The following is a 16,717-nucleotide window of genomic DNA, read 5'->3' as shown; positions in this document are numbered from 1 at the left end:
TCTACTGGATTAAATTAAAGCCTCCGGCGGATGCCACGATTTTTCAAAGGAAATTTCGAGCAGGCTCGAAAAAATCGGGCACAAATACGCCAAGGCGCATTTGATTTTTTGGCCAAAGAAATGATTGCCGCACTGGTCAACCAATGGCAATAAAATAATACACATCTTTTACAACAAGGGGGAGTTACATGGCTAAGCTAGATGAATCGAAAGTGAAATATATTTTGTCAGCCTTGGAGAACCTGGATTATGGATCTATTGTGATAACCGTCCATGGCGGGGAAATCACCCAAATTGATGCGACGGAAAAGAAGCGTTTTTCCTTGCAAAAATCTACATCAACTCAAAACCTATCAAAAACCACTAAATAATTGCCGATTAGTCCACTAAAGGCATCTTTATTTGCAGAAGCGTCTATTTGTGACGTTTTGAATAAAGATGCCTTTTTTGATTCACAAACGTTAAACTTTCCGCCATGGAAATTTAAAAAACAAGAAAGGATGATCAAAATGAGTGAAATCGTCATTTTATCGGGCAGCCCTTCGGAAAGTTCTAGAACCGATTTAGTTCTCAAATATGTTGGAAAGAAGCTTAAAAAAGAGGGATTTTCAGTCACGAATGTATCCGTTAGAGATATTCCTGCTGATGACATATTTAATCTGAGGTTTGACAGTCCTGCTCTTAAAGATATAACTTTACTAATCCAAGGGGCAGATGGAGTAATTGTAGGATCTCCTGTTTATAAAGCAGCATACACAGGGGTCCTGAAGGCACTATTAGATTTGCTTCCCCAAGATGTGTTAGCAAGAAAAACAGTTTTACCAATTATGACAGGTGGAAGTCCAGCACATTTACTGGCGATTGAGTTCAGCCTCAAGCCTTTGTTGGCTGCATTAAAGGGGCAAAGCTTACAGGGAGTTTACTTTCAAGATTGCCAAATTGATAAAACACAAGGAGTCAACCCAATTATCGATATAAACGTTTTAGAAAGACTGAAAAAAGAGCTTTATTACTTTATTGAAGCAGTCAATCAGAAAAAAGATTTTGTTCTATAAAAAATCATTTTTAAAAAGGAGCTAATAACTATGACAAAGAAAAGAATATATTTAAATGCGTTTGATATGAACTGTGTTGGGCATCAATCTCCAGGTTTATGGACACATCCAGACGATCAATCTCATCGGTATAAAGATAGTGAGTATTGGATTGAACTGGCGAAGCTTTTAGAAAAGGGGAGATTTGATGCTATTTTCTTAGCGGATGTATTGGGACCATATGATGTGTATCAAGGATCTCGAGATGCAGCGGTCCGTCAAGGCACACAATCACCTGTTAACGACCCATCACTTGTTGTACCGTTAATGTCAGCGGTGACAAAGCATTTAGGGTTTGGGGTAACTGCATCTGTCACACATGAGCATCCTTATACATTTGCCCGTCGGATGTCGACACTGGACCATATTACAAAGGGGCGTGTAGGCTGGAATATTGTAACTTCTTATTTAAAAAGCGCCGCAGTTAATATGGGCTTGGAAGACCAAATCAAACATGATGAACGCTACGATATTGCCGAAGAATACTTACAAGTTTGCTATAAGTTATGGGAAGGCAGCTGGGAGGATGATGCGGTTTTACTAGACAAAGAGAATCGAATTTTCGCAGACCCAAGCAAGGTCCATGATATCAACCATAAAGGAAAGTATTATAAAGTTCCTGGTGCGCATCTATGTGAGCCGTCTCCACAAAGAACACCGGTACTTTACCAAGCAGGAACATCCGCGAAGGGCCGTACATTTGCAGGTAAAAATGCTGAATTAATTTTTATTGGCGCACCAACTAAGAATGCAACTAAGCATTCTGTAAAGAAGCTACGTGAAGAGGCTGTAAAGGCTGGTAGAGCACAAGAGGAGATAAAAATACTTGCTTGTATTACTCCAATCGTTGGTCGAACAGAAGAGGAAGCCTATGAAAAATACAATGAGTATCAAAAGCATGTAAGCAATGAAGGGGCGCTAGCTCTACTCGGTGGCTGGACGGGTATCGATTTTTCAGAATATGGACCGAATGAAAATCTTAAGTTTGTAAAAAATGACGCCATTCAATCTGTGGTTGAAAACTTTACAAAGATTGATTCGGATAAAAATTGGACGATCGATGAAATTAAAAAATACACTGGAATTGGTGGTCTGGGTCCTGTTACTGTAGGAAGCCCAGAACAAGTTGCTGATGATTTGGAGAGTTGGGTAGAAGAGACCGGTGTAGATGGATTTAATATTGCCTATGCAATTACTCCCGGTACTTTTATCGATTTTGTAGAGCTTGTTGTGCCAATTTTACAAGAAAGAGGTCTAGTCCGTAAAGAATATGAAGGTGCCACACTTAGAGAAAGTCTTTTCGGAAAAGGCAGCCAATTACCTGCACATCATCCAGGAAAGCAATACACGAAGAAGCCAGCACTATCAGCAAAATAATGGGACAGAGGGCCTTGTCCCACCATACTTTTACAGTAGCCTTCGAAAAGCCTCGAAGGCTTTTCTAATTGTCACTTTTGATATAGAAATAGAAGGAATTAAGAGATTAAAAGGTGAATATAGTTTAAAAGCTTAATAAAGGGGGAATTTTGATGAGCTTAATTGATGGCAAATATATTGAAGTCGATTTAGGGATTGAATTGTTTGTTCAAGATATAGGGGAAGGAGAACCACTTGTTTTCATCCCAGGTTTTACATTCACTACGGAGGTTTTTTCAAAGCAAATTGAACATTTTTCCAGGACGAATCGGGTAATCGTAATTGACCCAAGGAGTCACGGAAGGTCGACTATAACTCTTCACGGGAACGATTATGTCACACACGGATCTGATTTAGATTCTGTTCTCCAGGCACTAGATGTGAAAAATGCAACACTTGTAGGATGGTCGTTTGGTTGTTTAACAGTTTGGGAGTATGTGAAGCAAAAGGGTTTTGATGAAATTAAATCTTTAATTCTTGTGGATATGCCGCCTAAATCATTATCAGTCCATGATGATTGGGTTGAAGGAAAGCTAGATGATATTGCAGGCATTTATAATAGTTATTTACGAAATTCAAGCGGACATAGGGAGTTCATAACTGGCTATATCACTCAAGTCATGGTACAAAGAGAACTCGAGAAAGAGGAGCTAACCTGGCTAGTCGAGCAATCATTAAAAACTCCATACTACATTGCAGGTAATTTGTTTGCCTCAGGCATGTTTTCGGATTATCGAGAAGAAGCAAAAAAGGCAAGTAAAGCTGTTCCTACCCTAACGATTGTCGCAGAGCACTGGGCTGATATTGCGGCAAAATATACAAAACAATTAACGCCTGAATCACAAGTGGAGGTTCTTGGAGGACACATGATGTTTTGGGAGCATCCTGAAAAGTTCAATGAGATTGTCAAAGGCTTTCTAAATGAAAATGAAAGTTAGGAAAAAAAAGACAGTTCTTTCGGTTCCTGTGACCGAGGGATCTGTCCTTTTTTATCTTACTAACTTCCTTCGATTTAAATAAAAGATGCTTAGCACCACAATGAATAATAAAACGATGAAGTAAATGCTAAAGTGGTTCATCATCTTTTCAACCTTCATCCAATTCTTACCCAGTTCATGTCCTAATGTAATAAAAGTAAAACTCCAGAATACAGCCCCAGAGTAGGCAAATACGGTAAATCTTTTAAAGTGTAGGGTATTTATACCCGCGAGGTAAGCCGTAACATGCCGGACCCCCGGTATGAAGTAACCAAAAAATAATAAATAAGGTCCGAATTTATTAAAGAGATTGCTCGTGGTTTGAATTCTTTTTTCTGTTAAATGAAGTTTTGACCCGTACATCCGAAGAAAAGGAATTCCTAACTTTATTCCTAAATAATAGCTAATTGTAATTCCAATAATGGATCCAAGCGAAGCACTTAGTAAAGAAAGGGAATATGACATTTTACCTTGATACACTGTGTATCCCACATATGTGATAAGAATTTCATCAGGGAGCGGCAATCCAATTATCCCTGCTGCTAACACGATAATTAAGCCGAAATATCCATAATGCTCCAATAAGTAGTATAACTGCTCTCCCATAATCGATGACCCTTTCCAAATGCAATGTACCACGGGCAGTCAGCTTGTTCCGCTTGTATAAAAGTACTACAATGCGGTGTTTGTCCGATTTAATAACTGTTATTCATATCATACTCTATTAGAAAGACGGAGGAAAGGAAGTATCAAAATAAGTAGGGAAGGAATTGAAATGTATGATATCTGAATTTCATTCTCATAATGACTAAAAAATGAGCCAAAAGATTCACTTGTTTCATGATCAATTGGCTCAATTCTAAAATTATTCAGCTTTTACTAAGATTTTTATGTGATTTCTTTCTTTAAGAAGACTTTCGAACCCTTCAGTCACGACTTCATCAAGTGTAATTCGTTTAGTTACTAGTTTTTCTGCCGGGAAATATCCCTTCGCCATTAAACTAATAACAGCAGGGAATACATCTCGATATCCGATAATACCTGTAACTGTCCGTTCTTTCATGACGATATGTTGCGGGTGTATAGAAGCCTCTGTTTCAAAGATACTGACAATCATTGTTTCACCATTGAGTTTTGTAGAATTTATTGCTTGTACCAAAACAGGTGGGACCCCTGTTACTTCATAGGCAACATCTACTCCACCATTAGTCAGTTGTAGAATTTGTTCTACTACATCACCGTTATTCGGATTAATTCCAATTGCACCTAGTTCTTCAGCCTTTTGCCTTCTTTGTTCAGAAAGCTCTACGGCATAAATTTCGGTTGCTCCAGCAGCCTTTAAAGCCTCAATAACTAATAAACCGATTGGTCCGGTTCCAAATACTGCAGCTTTATCACCAACTTGTAGCTTGCTTTGTTTTACTGCATGAAGCGCAACAGCTGCTGGCTCAACTAGTGCTCCTTGTTCATAGGAAACTGTTTCAGGAAGCTTATGTAGCATATGCTCAGGAACAGAAGCAAATTCAGAAAATCCTCCTCCGCCTCCAGATAGGCCATAGAATCCCATTTTATCGCAGAGGTTATATTTTCCTTGTTTACAAGCTTCACATTCCCCACAAGAATAGATTGGTTCAACTGCAACACGGTCACCAGCCTGTACCTTTGTTACACCTTCACCAACTTCAACAACTTGGCCTGAGAACTCGTGACCCAAGACAAGGGGTGCTTTATCGCCAGATATTGGATGTGGGGTTTCAGATGGAATAAAAATAGGTCCTACTGTATATTCGTGTAAATCACTACCACATATTCCACACCATTCTACCTTGAGTTTTACCTCACCAAATTTTGCCTTAGGTTCTTCGATATTTTCTAGACGTAAATCCTTTGCTTTGTGCCATCTTAATGCTTTCATGATTTTCATCCTTCCAATATAGGTTAGTAGATTTCTGATTACGATGTCAGTATAACAATAATATAATAAACAAAATTGAGGAGAATCTTAAAACATTGTGAACTTTTTCACATTTGAAAGAACCACATGGCGGTTCTTGTGGTCCCTTAGTCAAGATTTGTTTCGGGGGCTAATGAAACTTAGTGAAGTAAAATACACGTCTATTAATAAAAAAGGGGTGCTGTATGCTAACTTTTTCTCGTGCAGTTTTGTTAGCTTGTTTATTTTTTTCTTTAGTAATAACCAGTGTTTCAGCTACTAGCTGGGCAGAATTACAACCTCAAGTGGTTCTTGATCGAGCTGAAGTAATTGTGATAGGTAAAAATAACTTTTCCAGTAAACCGAAAAACGGTGAGGAGGTTTTTCAAGGGAGAGAATTCAACGTTAGAATCGTGTATAAAGGCGATGTTTCTAACCAGTTAACAGCGGGAATTGACCACTACGATGATGGTTGGGCTGAGGAGTTCCAAGACATGGGTGGCGAGTTTCTTTTATTTTTAGAAAAAAGCGAGAATGGTAAATTACTCTTACAGTTGGTGGACCCAACGGTATGATTCAAGTATTAGATGGAAAAGTAGTAGAGTCGGATGATGGAAAAAATGCTTTTTTCGAGGAGTTTTTAAAAGAGACTCCGACTAAGACATTTGAAATAACAAAAGTAGATCAAAATGAGAAGCCAAGCGTACCTCTATTTCTACTTGTGGGCTCGATTGTTGGTTTATTAGTATTGATTTTTATATATCTGAAAAAGAGAAAATCTGTCCAATAGTTCTTCCTTAATAACTAATAAAAACTACCCTCTTATCCAAAAAGAGGGTAGTGAATCGGCTTAAGACCGGACCTCCACTACTCCAGCCTATCCCACAAGATATTGAAGACTTTTCTCCAAAGTAAAGGCAAAGTCAGGATGGTTATGGCCAAATAAATATAGAGTCCGTATGGGATAAGCATGCTGATAAGATGCAGCCCCGCAAAAAGACCAGTTAATATCATCAACAGAAATAGAATGCCTCCATTTCCTGCATGAAAGGTCTCAAACGATTTTGAAAAAGGAAGTGACTTTTCAAAAATGGCAAAGCAAATAACTGCATAGATTAGGGCACTTACAATACAAGAATGAGGTCAGGTATAATCCTTACTCCATAAATTGGGATAAACACAAGACAAATGATCAAATAGATAGGTAAATATAGGTTCACAATAAAGGCTTTCATCGTTCCGCTAAAAATGGGCTTAAGGCTTTTTAAAGGTGAAAGTTTATAAACCCAAGCCCCTTTATGTGTTCCTGAGAATTTAAGCGTGACGATTGCGGTTGGTATCAGCAACAAGCTAAAATAAATGTTCAAATATGACTTGCCTTCTCTAATGAGATTAAATGATTCCCAACTGAAATCATCCATAAATGTAAACAAGAAAATGAATGGTATAACGATAGAAAAGCCAAGTGAAGGATAGACCTTTAACTTAAATTCCCTTTCGTTTTTTAGCATAAGACTTGAAAACTGATAGAACACTCTTTCCTCCTTTGTTGGACAAATGAATCTTCTAAAAGAATCTCCAATCTTAAGACGTTTTTTCTTTCTTCCCTTATTGTGTTGAGAAAGCTTTTGAAGATTTCTCTCAAATGTAGGTGTCAACCGAGCATAGAGCCAAATCGAAACAAACGGAACGATGATCCCTAGCCCTGCCAGTAAAAGAAAGAAGGGGTGGGAGCCACCGTTCATTGCCAGTTCGACAATAACCCCATACCAAATTGGAAAGACAAAGATATGCCACCAAGCCGGCTCAAGGCTAACCGAGTAATCAACAAACTCAAATGATCGAATGAGGAGTTGGTAGCCAATCATAATCGAAAAGGACAAGCCGATTTGAACATAATTGATAATATCCTTTAACTTTTCACCATCAAAAATTCGAAGAATCATTAAATAAATTAACGCTGTCAAAGCAACAATCAATAAATCTAGCAAAACTACATTTACTAGCACTACTAGGAAAAATACAATGCCATGCTTAATAAGTCCTGCAATGATCGAAGGTCCAGCCAAGGCAATGGTCAGCAAGGAAAGATAAATCACAATATGGGTTAGTTTTGCCGCACTGATTGTTTTTCGATCAATTGGTTTAGAATAAAGAATATTACTGTCACGAATATCAAGGAGCACAGACGAAAAATCAGAAATCATCGAGGTCATTAAGAAAAAGACAATCATTCCAAAAACAAGGCTCATTTGAAAAAGGTAATTGTCTCCCATAATGGTAAAAGGAATTAAAAAGAGACCGAACAACACGTAAATCCACAAGGATAAAAGATAATGATTTTTATCTTTTTTATCCTTTTTGTTATTTTGCGAGAAAATTGTTGGTACTCGGCGTCTGTCCATTATCAGTTTCGCCTGCAGAATCTTTCTCATTACTCTATAATCAATACCAAACCGATTAAAGACTTTTTCAAAACGATCCAACACCTTTAAAGAAGGAAAGTCCTGCATATTACACCTCACCAACAATCGAAACAAAACGTGAAGCAATCTCCGTATGCTCGTTGAAGCCAGTCAATTGGTTAAAAATCCCCTCCAAAGACCCTTCCTTATTTTGTACTTTTAATTCCTCAAATGTGCCATCTGCAGCAATCCTGCCGCCATGAAGAAGGATGATCCGGCTGCTTATTTTTTCAACGACATCCATGATATGTGACGAATAAAAAATGGTTTTACCCTGCTGTGCCAGCTGTGACATAATTTCCTTAAAAATCATCACACTGTTTGCATCAAGTCCGTTTATGGGTTCATCAAAAAAGAGTAGTTCTGGATTATGTAATAAGCTTGAAATGATCAAGATCTTTTGACGCATTCCTTTTGAATAGGAAGCAATTCGGGAATGATACACCTCGCCAATACCAAACAGCTCCATTAGGTTTTGCGCCTTATAATCAGCTAAATCATAGTCAAGACCATATAGTTCGCCAATGAAAGTAAGATATTCTTGGCCGGTTAGACTGTCATAGACATCGGCAACCTCTGGGACATACCCAATCTTCTGTTTGTATTCCATATTGCCGTCAAAAATACTTTGGCCGAAAATCTTTACATCACCTTGGAAGTCCTCCTCAATCCCGAGAATAATTTTAACCGTCGTGCTTTTACCAGCACCGTTTGGTCCGATATACCCAATGATTTCCCCTTTATTTACTTTAAATGAAACCCCTTGAAGGACGGGCTTGCTACCATAACTTTTTTGTAAATTGCCAATCTCAACAATTGCTACAGTCATTCAATCAGCTCCGAAACTATTAGTTTTTTCCTATTTTACCATATTCAGAGAAAATATTTAGGGATAAAAAACAACCCAATTACGGAAAAAACAAATCCATTATTTTCGTTTGTATGATTGAATGCAAATGTCTATAATTTTACTTGGGATACATTTATAATTGGGATGAGACTTTTTAAACCGTAAAATGATAATAAATAGCGTTGATGTGAGAAAATACACGCCAGATAACTTGTACATGTGTTATTCTAACTATATATATAACTGTTGGAGGTTTTTAGAAAATGCAACGAACTATAGATGATGAAAAAAATCCGAAAAAGCCAGTTCCTACAACATATTCAAGAACAAATCCATTTCCGGCAAAAGTTCTTAAAAACATTAACTTAAATGGCGAAGGTTCAAGTAAAGAAACAAGACATATTGAATTATCGTTAGAAGGTTCTGGGTTTTCGTATATTCCTGGTGACACCCTTGGAATCGCTCCTTCCAATGATCCAGAATTAGTAGAAGCTCTACTTAATGAAATGAAGTGGGATGCTGAAGAGGTTGTCACAGTTGGACGTCAAGGGGAGTCAATGCCACTTAAAGAAGCATTGGAAACGTACCTTGATATTACAATGCTTTCAAGGAAGATTTTGCAAAGTGCAGCAGCATTCACAGATAACGAGGATCTTCAAAAGCTTGTGGAAGATGCAGTAGCGCTTAAAGAATACATCGATGGTCGCGACCTACTTGATATGCTACGTGATTTTGGCCCATGGAAGGTATCGGCGCAAGAAATCGTTGCTTTATTACGAAAAATGGTACCAAGACTCTATTCGATTGCAAGTAGTTTAGCTGCACACCCTGATGAAGTTCATTTAACAATCGGTGCAGTTCGTTATACGACGCACGGACGTGAACGCAAAGGGGTTTGTTCTGTACAATGTGCGGAGCGCACTCAGGAAGGTGATACACTTCCAGTATTCGTGCAAGTAAATAAACACTTCCATTTACCTGAAACACTAGATAAAGATGTAATTATGGTGGGACCTGGAACAGGAATTGCACCATTCCGTTCATTTATCGAGGAACTTGCAAGTAATAAAGCTACAGGTCGTTCTTGGTTATTCTTCGGTGACCAGCATAAGGCTACTGACTTCTTGTATCAAGAAGAATTGGAAAAATACCAACAAGACGGAGTTTTAACAAAAATTGATGCTGCATTCTCTCGGGATACAGACCAAAAAATATATGTACAGCATAAGATGCTTGAGCACAGCAAAGAATTGTTCGAGTGGATTGACAATGGTGCTTATTTCTACGTGTGTGGAGATAAAGACCATATGGCAAAAGACGTAAATGAAGCCCTGCTAACTATTATTGAGCAAGAGGGTGGAATGGACCGCGAAGCTGCGGAAAGCTATCTAAAAGACTTGAAAACAGAAGGTCGTTACCTACGTGACGTGTATTAATATATAATTAGAAAATACCCCCTCGCCAAATGCGGAGGGGGTATTTTTTGGGGACGGAGGGACCTGTCCCTTTCGTTCCATTACATCAATGACAATGTGATGGTAACTTTGAACAGGTCGCCGTCTGTTTTGATTTCGAGATTTCCATGGTGAAGGTCAATGATGGATTGGGCAATGGCGAGCCCCAGTCCGGATCCGTCCGTGTGACGCGATGTGTCGCCGCGTTTGAAACGTTCGAAAAGCTCGTCGCTCTTTTCGCTTAATTCATATTTAGATACATTTTTAAACGTAATGATAGCTTGATTTTCAATTGTGTTCGTTGAAATATAGACCCGTGAATGATCGAGTGAATATTTAATGATATTTCCTATTAAGTTATCAAATACACGCCACATTTTTTGTCCGTCCACCAGTGTGTAGAGTGGTTTCTCGCTGTGCGTCACTCGGAATTGCAGGCTGGTAGCGTTAATCGTATCATCATGTTCAGCAAGCGCCTGTTGTAGAAGTTGGACAAGATCAACCTTTTCTAAATGCAACTCGATATTTCCAATAGCCATTTTTGATACTTCAAATAAATCATCAATGAGCACTTTTAATCGTTTTGACTTGCGGTCAATAATTTCAAGATAGGCTGAGCGATCCTCGTCAGAAAGATTTTGAGTTTTCAATAACTCCGTATACGTAATAATCGAGGTCAATGGTGTTCGAAGGTCATGACTAACATTCGTAATGAGCTCTGTCTTTAACCGTTCACTTTTTGCTTGTTCATTTTGAGAAGTTTTTACGCCGTGCTTTAACAGATTAATATTTTCTGCTAGAGTAGCGAATACGGATTTCCCACTGACAGGAAGGTCCTCGCCTAATTTTCCAGCTGCTAACTCATCGGTCTTCTCCAAAATTTTATTAAAATATCCAACCTTTTTTATCAGGGCAATGAGGAGTGGAATTCCCACAACCCCTAGGATCAACATATAAAAAAGAATAAACATGGGATTTATAAAAACTAAAACAACCCCAAAACCTAAACTAAAGACAATGATTAGAACTATAAAAAACTGTGTTCCTGTACTTTGGTTTAAGAAGGCCTCTTTTAGATTTTGCTTTCCCTTTTGAAAAAGGACGATAACCCCTTTTTCTGCTTTGCTAACAAGGCCGTTTTCCCATTCTGTTTTTACGTTTTGCCAATCCTTCAATTCAGGAATGAGATATTTTCCTTGAAGATAAGAAAGGCCAACAAAACACGATCCTATCACGAGAATTATACTTGGCTCAACTGCACGATAAAGATTAAGAGTGTTTAGAATGTAATGGAACTCATTCACAGCAAAAAATATACAAAATGCCGAAACTATACATGTTAGAATAAAAAAGATCACCCGTGAATCAATCGGAAGCTTATTGTAAAAAGGTCTCCACTTTTCAATTTCTGCCGGAACAGCTTGTACTTTTTTACCAAGGACATAGCAAATAATAAATGATAGAATGCTTGCTAATGCAGTCACTAGTAAAATCAATTGGCTTTGTTTGTATGTGTTATATTGAATCATCAAAGGACTAGAAGGTGCAAGAGATTTTGGTACAGCAATTTTTCCTTCGAGAGTTCCGATATTTTCGGGAATGATTGAATCTAGCATTTCCGTTTTATAGAAGGGTCCAAAGTGAACAAAATGCTCTCTTGTGATCGTGTAATTCGTAAGAAAATAGGCGCTTTCCTCGTTCATAGCTGTTTCAACAGAATCATCATTTGTGCGCTTAATATTCGTATGTATTTTTCCTGTTGAAGGGTTAGTGAAATAATAGAGGAACCCTTTTTTGTAGGTTTCGTATTGAGATTTGTACCCTTCTTTAGCTTTATAAAATTCTTCGATGCTTATTTCTTTTTCCTTAATAATCTTGTTTTTTACATAGTCATCGCTTTTAAAATTTTTCGTAATGTCTTCGATTTTCTTATCTCGTTCAGATATATATGTATTGGCTACATCTTGATAATTCGCGTTCAGCGCATCCTGAATTCGTTCTTCATATTGTAAGTTAATGTTTTCAATCTGTTGTGGCAAATCGCCATAGCGATAGCGGTGTTCATTTATTTCATCTTCCGTCACGGTTATCGATTCTTTTGTTTCTTCCAATGTCTTATCATACAACTCAAACATACTGATATAACCGGCGAACTGGCCGAGTTCATCTGTAAAATAAGGGGTGCTAAAATAATCTTTGTAGAAATAATCACTGCCATTGGCGATTACGGATAAGAGACCGCTAAAACCAAATGTATACAATAGAACTATGAAACCAATCGTAATTTTACCTTTCCATTTTGTAGCCAATGCCCCATACCACCTTTAAATATCTTGGATTTTTCGCATCAATTTCAATTTTTTCACGGATTTTCCGGATATGGACAGCAACCGTATTTTCAGCGTTATAGCTTGGCTCTTTCCAAACTCGTTCATAGATTTCGGTGATAGAAAAAACTCGACCGGCATTTGTCATAAGCAATTCAACGATTTTATATTCGATTGGGGTGAGTTTCACGGGTTCTCCGTGGACGGCTACTTCTTTTGCTACTGGATCAAGTGTCAACCCCTTTAGGTCAATGACTTTTTTGGCGCCTTCATAAGTACCAAAAGTGACATATCGCCTTAGCTGAGATTTCACTCGAGCTACAAGCTCCATTGGATTGAACGGTTTTGTTACATAATCATCTGCACCAACCTGTAACCCAAGAATTTTATCCGTATCTTCACTTTTGGCACTTAAAATGATGATGGGAATATTTTCGGTTTCACGGATTTTAAAAGTTGCTGAAATCCCATCAAGCCTTGGCATCATCACATCCAAAATAATTAGGTGAACCTGGTTCTCGTGTAACATCTCCAATGCCTCGATCCCATCTTTGGCCTTCAACACTGTGATTCCTTCATTTTTTAAGTAAATCTCAATTGCATCCCGAATCTCTTTTTCATCATCAACAACTAGCACAAAATAATGCTCCATCTCCCACCCAACCTTCTAATCCGCTTTAATAGTTCTATAGTAACCAGTAAATCTTAACATTCCCTATCAAAAAGTCTTAAGAATTTCTTAATATTTTAGAAAACTAGGAAACTTATCTTTTATTTTAAACTAGATGGGTGGAAAAGTTAGGGAATAGGTAAAAGTGACGAAAAAATTTTAGGGAAATAAAGGATTTAAATTATGTTACAAAGAGACGGGGCATGTAACTATAACAAAAACTAGCGGAATTATTGCATTTCCGCGTGAGTCTAATATGACAACATTAAAAACTCAATAAAGGGGTTTTGTAAAAGAATAAAAAAGAGATTGACACCGCTTCCTATTATTATTAATCTTGGTTTATTGAATAAACAAAGAAGAGACTTCAATTTGTAGAGGGAATAAAAAATGGTATTCTGTATCAATTTCAATTTTTGGAGTGGGTAAGGATTATAATTGTTTCAAATCGGGTATTTTATTATTTTACTATCCTAACATATCGTTCAGATTAACTATTAAAGGAGGTTATTTTATGTTTAATCAAATTATAGATCGCAAATGTACGAATGCTGCTAAGTTGTTGGAAGCTTTTGAAGAAATAGGGTCTGATGAAATCATTACTTTATCGGTTGCTGACATGGATTTTAGGAGTTCACCAGAAATTGTCAATAAATTAGTAGAATTTGCGAATCATGGAATCTACGGTTACACAAACATAACTGACCATTATAATAACGCAGTCAAAACATGGATGAAGAAACGTTATGATTGGGAGATTTCCAAGGACTGGATTGTATTTTGTCCACGAATTATTCAAGCAGTATCGCTCCTTATACAGAACAATACAAAAAAAGGGGATAAAATTGTTATTCAAACACCTCTTTATAGCCCTTTGAAAAATGCAATTGAACTAAACGAAAGAGAAGTGGTAACTAATCCTTTGGCATATATAAATAATCGCTATCAAATGGACTTTGAAGACCTCGAATATTCATTTTCTGCAGGGGCAAAAGCTTTCATTTTATGTTCACCTCACAACCCAGTTGGTCGGGTTTGGGAAGTAGAAGAATTAAGTAAAATAGTGGATTTATGCGAGATGTATCGGGTGCTATTAATTGCAGATGAGGTACATGCTGACTTTACTTATAAGAAGAAACATATTCCCATTGGAAAAATTCCGACTAACTATCATAATATGGTAATTTGTACATCACCTGCTAAAACGTTTAATTTACCAGGTTTAGAAGTTTCAAATATTATAATTCCGGATCCAGTTTTAAGAGCCAGTTTTAAAAAAAGTTTAAGACAATCTGGTATTCATAATCCCTCCTTCTTTGCTGTTCCTGCTCTTGAAACAGCTTATCTATATGGTGAAGAATGGTTAGAACAGTTAAAACATTATATATTGGAAAACTATCGGTTTACAAGGGAATTTATTCACGACAACCTCCCGGAACTAAAAGTTATACAGGCTGATGGAACCTATCTGATGTGGATTGACTGTAGAGAAACAGGATTAAATGATGATATGTTAAAACAGTGGTTTTTTAAAAAGGCAAAAGTAGCAGTTTCTCTTGGTAGTTCATTTGGTATTGAAGGGAAAGGCTTTATCCGTCTTAACATAGCAACGCCAAGAAGTAGGTTAGAAGAAGCATTAAAAGCGATTTTAGCTACTTATCCAAACCATACGAGGAACACGTGATGTCAAATTAATATACAAAAAAGAACATGTCAAAATCCTCTGCTAAAAGTCAAGAAAATATAAAATGGAAATCATAATTATATTTCAAAAAAACTCATTACTGAGTGAGATTATCTAAAAAAATTATATGAAATTGACAATTTAGTTAAACTTAGTTTGAATGATAGACAAACTAAGTTTGAAGTGCTATTATAAAATCATAAAGTTACTAGTTTAAATTAGTTGCCTTTAAATTTTCCTTTTTAAAAGATAATAAAAGATTTTTTCATTTACTTTACAAGAAAACGTTTCCACTTATATTCATAAAATCGTCATGCTAGTTTGGTAGGGTCTTGAATTTTTTAAAATGAAAACGCTGTGATTTGATGATGGTTTGTTTAAATGTATACTTACTTGTAAATGTTTTTGGAAAGTAGTTAGGTAACTATTATTTTATTGCCAAAAGAGTTTCAACCTTTTGATTCTTAATAGAAATAAGGGTTCGTTAAACAGAAAAAGCTGAAAATGTTTAAGGGGGTGTTGTCAGATAATCGATAGGTCTAGCTTTAGTTTTTTGAATATTTCTTTTTCCTAAAAACTTTCAGGGGGATTAAAAATGAAAAAAAGAATGCAGATTTTATCTATACTGTTAATAGCAATGTTAGTACTTGCTGCCTGTGGTTCAGGTACGGAAACAGATTCTGACGGTAATTCAAGTGCTGGTAAAAAAGTTGAAGTAACGCTGTGGTCCTATTTCTCACCTGATGAATCAAGTGGTAAAACACTTGTTGAAATGATTGAGGAGTTTAATTCGAATAGTGAAACAACTAATGTAAAAGTTGAGTTCATTCCACATGGAGACTATTCACAACAAGTTTCAATTGCTGTAGCAGGTAAAAGCTTACCAGATATTATGATGATTGATAACCCAGAACATGCACAATTCGCCTCAATGGGTGTGCTTGCGGATCTAACCGATAAAATTAAAGAGTGGGGCCAAGAAGAAAGTTATAAAGAAGGTCCTTGGGCTTCTACAATTTATGATGGCAAAAATTACGGGATTCCTTTTACAAGTAATGCGTTAGCACTCTACTATAACAAGGATTTATTTGAACAGGCTAACATTGAAAAAGTTCCCGAAACATGGGAAGAGTTGGAAGCGGCAGCGGCTAAATTAACTCAAGGAAATACGTATGGATTTGCGCTTGCTGGAACAAGTGGACCAGAAGGAGTATTCCATTTCATGCCGTTTTTAATGTCAGCAGGATCTAATTTCGATGATTTAGAAAATCCAGAAGCATCTAAAGCAATGGAATTCTTAACTGGTTTAATTGATAAGGGTTATATGAGTAAGGAAGTAGTAAACTGGGGTCAAGGTGATGTGAAGACTCAATTTGTTTCAGGGAACGTAGCTATGATGGTGAATGGTCCGTGGTTTTTACCAGATTTAACTCAGAATTCTCCTGATTTAAATTTTGGTGTTGCTTTATTACCGAAGGATAAGGAATTCTCTTCAGTACTTGGCGGAGAAAACTTAGCGATTACGGCTGGTTCTGATGAAGAGGAGGCTTGGGAATTCTTAAAATGGATTTCTGAATTTGAACAAAATGAAAAGCTTACTGTGTCTGCTGGTCAATTTTCACCAAGAAAAGATGTATCTGAACAAAATAGTCATTGGAAAGACGATGAATTTTTAAGTGTCTTTGATGAGGGAGTTTCTGTAGCGAAACCACGTGGTCCGCATCCAGACTGGAATAAAATTGCCGAGGCCATTCAAAGTAATGTTCATAAATCTTTTACTGGAGTTTTAGACCCTAAAGAAGCAACTAAACAGGCAGCAAAAGAAGTGAATGAAATCATTAAGTAAT

General features: G+C 37.0%; 15 protein-coding genes. 9 read left to right on the top strand and 6 right to left on the bottom strand.

Annotation, left to right across the window (positions count from 1 at the left end):
* Positions 1 to 188 precede the first annotated feature (188 nt).
* The 4 genes from V7112_RS17275 to V7112_RS17260 all read left to right on the top strand — a co-directional run bounded on the left by V7112_RS17275 (position 189) and on the right by V7112_RS17260 (position 3,448).
* Positions 189 to 371 (top strand): YezD family protein, encoded by a 183-nt coding sequence (locus tag V7112_RS17275; RefSeq protein ID WP_335422082.1) that lies wholly within the window; start codon positions 189 to 191, stop codon positions 369 to 371.
* Positions 372 to 509: 138 nt separating this feature from the next.
* On the top strand, positions 510 to 1,055 hold the full coding sequence (ssuE, locus tag V7112_RS17270) for an NADPH-dependent FMN reductase (RefSeq protein WP_335422080.1): 546 nt from the start codon (positions 510 to 512) through the stop codon (positions 1,053 to 1,055).
* Between the two features lie 30 nt (positions 1,056 to 1,085).
* Entirely contained in the window at positions 1,086 to 2,471 is a 1,386-nt protein-coding gene (locus V7112_RS17265) for an LLM class flavin-dependent oxidoreductase (protein ID WP_335422078.1), read from the top strand.
* A 152-nt stretch (positions 2,472 to 2,623) separates the two neighbouring features.
* Positions 2,624 to 3,448, top strand: coding sequence for an alpha/beta fold hydrolase (locus tag V7112_RS17260; RefSeq protein ID WP_335422076.1), 825 nt, complete (start codon positions 2,624 to 2,626; stop codon positions 3,446 to 3,448).
* A 51-nt stretch (positions 3,449 to 3,499) separates the two neighbouring features.
* On the opposite strand, the gene V7112_RS17255 is transcribed toward V7112_RS17260, so the two are convergent.
* Both V7112_RS17255 and V7112_RS17250 read right to left on the bottom strand, forming a co-directional pair.
* Positions 3,500 to 4,093 (bottom strand): DedA family protein, encoded by a 594-nt coding sequence (locus V7112_RS17255; RefSeq protein WP_335422074.1) that lies wholly within the window; start codon positions 4,091 to 4,093, stop codon positions 3,500 to 3,502.
* A 259-nt stretch (positions 4,094 to 4,352) separates the two neighbouring features.
* Positions 4,353 to 5,402, bottom strand: a complete 1,050-nt coding sequence (locus V7112_RS17250; RefSeq protein WP_335422071.1) for a 2,3-butanediol dehydrogenase — start codon at positions 5,400 to 5,402, stop codon at positions 4,353 to 4,355.
* Positions 5,403 to 5,626: 224 nt separating this feature from the next.
* On the opposite strand from V7112_RS17250, the gene V7112_RS17245 reads away from it, so the two are divergent.
* Positions 5,627 to 5,995, top strand: coding sequence for a hypothetical protein (locus V7112_RS17245; protein WP_335422069.1), 369 nt, complete (start codon positions 5,627 to 5,629; stop codon positions 5,993 to 5,995).
* Positions 5,992 to 6,210, top strand: coding sequence for a hypothetical protein (locus V7112_RS17240; protein WP_335422067.1), 219 nt, complete (start codon positions 5,992 to 5,994; stop codon positions 6,208 to 6,210). The genes V7112_RS17245 and V7112_RS17240 overlap by 4 nt, the downstream gene beginning before the upstream one ends.
* A 334-nt stretch (positions 6,211 to 6,544) precedes the next feature.
* Here V7112_RS17240 and V7112_RS17235 read toward each other — a convergent pair whose 3' ends face one another.
* Positions 6,545 to 7,933: a hypothetical protein gene (locus V7112_RS17235; RefSeq protein WP_335422065.1), complete on the bottom strand. Its 1,389-nt coding sequence runs from the start codon at positions 7,931 to 7,933 to the stop codon at positions 6,545 to 6,547.
* A gap of 1 nt (position 7,934) precedes the next feature.
* Positions 7,935 to 8,714 (bottom strand): ABC transporter ATP-binding protein, encoded by a 780-nt coding sequence (locus V7112_RS17230; RefSeq protein WP_335422063.1) that lies wholly within the window; start codon positions 8,712 to 8,714, stop codon positions 7,935 to 7,937.
* A 284-nt stretch (positions 8,715 to 8,998) separates the two neighbouring features.
* Between V7112_RS17230 and V7112_RS17225 the strand changes: the two genes are divergently transcribed.
* Entirely contained in the window at positions 8,999 to 10,171 is a 1,173-nt protein-coding gene (locus tag V7112_RS17225; RefSeq protein WP_335422061.1) for a diflavin oxidoreductase, read from the top strand.
* A gap of 80 nt (positions 10,172 to 10,251) precedes the next feature.
* Here V7112_RS17225 and V7112_RS17220 read toward each other — a convergent pair whose 3' ends face one another.
* Both V7112_RS17220 and V7112_RS17215 read right to left on the bottom strand, forming a co-directional pair.
* A complete protein-coding gene (locus V7112_RS17220; RefSeq protein ID WP_335422059.1) occupies positions 10,252 to 12,498 on the bottom strand; it encodes a sensor histidine kinase in 2,247 nt (748 codons plus the stop codon).
* Positions 12,476 to 13,168: a response regulator transcription factor gene (locus tag V7112_RS17215; protein WP_335422040.1), complete on the bottom strand. Its 693-nt coding sequence runs from the start codon at positions 13,166 to 13,168 to the stop codon at positions 12,476 to 12,478. Before V7112_RS17215 ends, V7112_RS17220 begins: the two co-directional genes overlap by 23 nt.
* A 532-nt stretch (positions 13,169 to 13,700) precedes the next feature.
* Between V7112_RS17215 and V7112_RS17210 the strand changes: the two genes are divergently transcribed.
* Complete coding sequence (locus V7112_RS17210) at positions 13,701 to 14,870, top strand: MalY/PatB family protein (RefSeq protein WP_335422038.1); 1,170 nt, start codon at positions 13,701 to 13,703, stop codon at positions 14,868 to 14,870.
* A 595-nt stretch (positions 14,871 to 15,465) separates the two neighbouring features.
* Entirely contained in the window at positions 15,466 to 16,716 is a 1,251-nt protein-coding gene (locus V7112_RS17205) for an ABC transporter substrate-binding protein (protein WP_335422036.1), read from the top strand.
* Position 16,717: the final 1 nt, after the last annotated feature.

The organism is Bacillus sp. JJ1566, assembly GCF_036962685.1.
GTDB lineage: Bacteria > Bacillota > Bacilli > Bacillales > Bacillaceae_L > Ferdinandcohnia.
The sequence above is the reverse complement of the archived record's forward strand: the minus strand, read 5'-3'. Positions and strand labels throughout refer to the sequence as shown.

Coding starts and splice junctions, on each gene's coding strand:
- V7112_RS17235 (WP_335422065.1), bottom strand. CDS start 7,933: ATGCAGGACTTTCCTTCTTTAAAGGTGTTGGATCGTTTTGAAAAAGTC.
- ssuE (WP_335422080.1), top strand. CDS start 510: ATGAGTGAAATCGTCATTTTATCGGGCAGCCCTTCGGAAAGTTCTAGA.
- V7112_RS17210 (WP_335422038.1), top strand. CDS start 13,701: ATGTTTAATCAAATTATAGATCGCAAATGTACGAATGCTGCTAAGTTG.
- V7112_RS17245 (WP_335422069.1), top strand. CDS start 5,627: ATGCTAACTTTTTCTCGTGCAGTTTTGTTAGCTTGTTTATTTTTTTCT.
- V7112_RS17225 (WP_335422061.1), top strand. CDS start 8,999: ATGCAACGAACTATAGATGATGAAAAAAATCCGAAAAAGCCAGTTCCT.
- V7112_RS17260 (WP_335422076.1), top strand. CDS start 2,624: ATGAGCTTAATTGATGGCAAATATATTGAAGTCGATTTAGGGATTGAA.
- V7112_RS17215 (WP_335422040.1), bottom strand. CDS start 13,168: ATGGAGCATTATTTTGTGCTAGTTGTTGATGATGAAAAAGAGATTCGG.
- V7112_RS17240 (WP_335422067.1), top strand. CDS start 5,992: ATGATTCAAGTATTAGATGGAAAAGTAGTAGAGTCGGATGATGGAAAA.
- V7112_RS17265 (WP_335422078.1), top strand. CDS start 1,086: ATGACAAAGAAAAGAATATATTTAAATGCGTTTGATATGAACTGTGTT.
- V7112_RS17255 (WP_335422074.1), bottom strand. CDS start 4,093: ATGGGAGAGCAGTTATACTACTTATTGGAGCATTATGGATATTTCGGC.
- V7112_RS17275 (WP_335422082.1), top strand. CDS start 189: ATGGCTAAGCTAGATGAATCGAAAGTGAAATATATTTTGTCAGCCTTG.
- V7112_RS17205 (WP_335422036.1), top strand. CDS start 15,466: ATGAAAAAAAGAATGCAGATTTTATCTATACTGTTAATAGCAATGTTA.
- V7112_RS17230 (WP_335422063.1), bottom strand. CDS start 8,714: ATGACTGTAGCAATTGTTGAGATTGGCAATTTACAAAAAAGTTATGGT.
- V7112_RS17250 (WP_335422071.1), bottom strand. CDS start 5,402: ATGAAAGCATTAAGATGGCACAAAGCAAAGGATTTACGTCTAGAAAAT.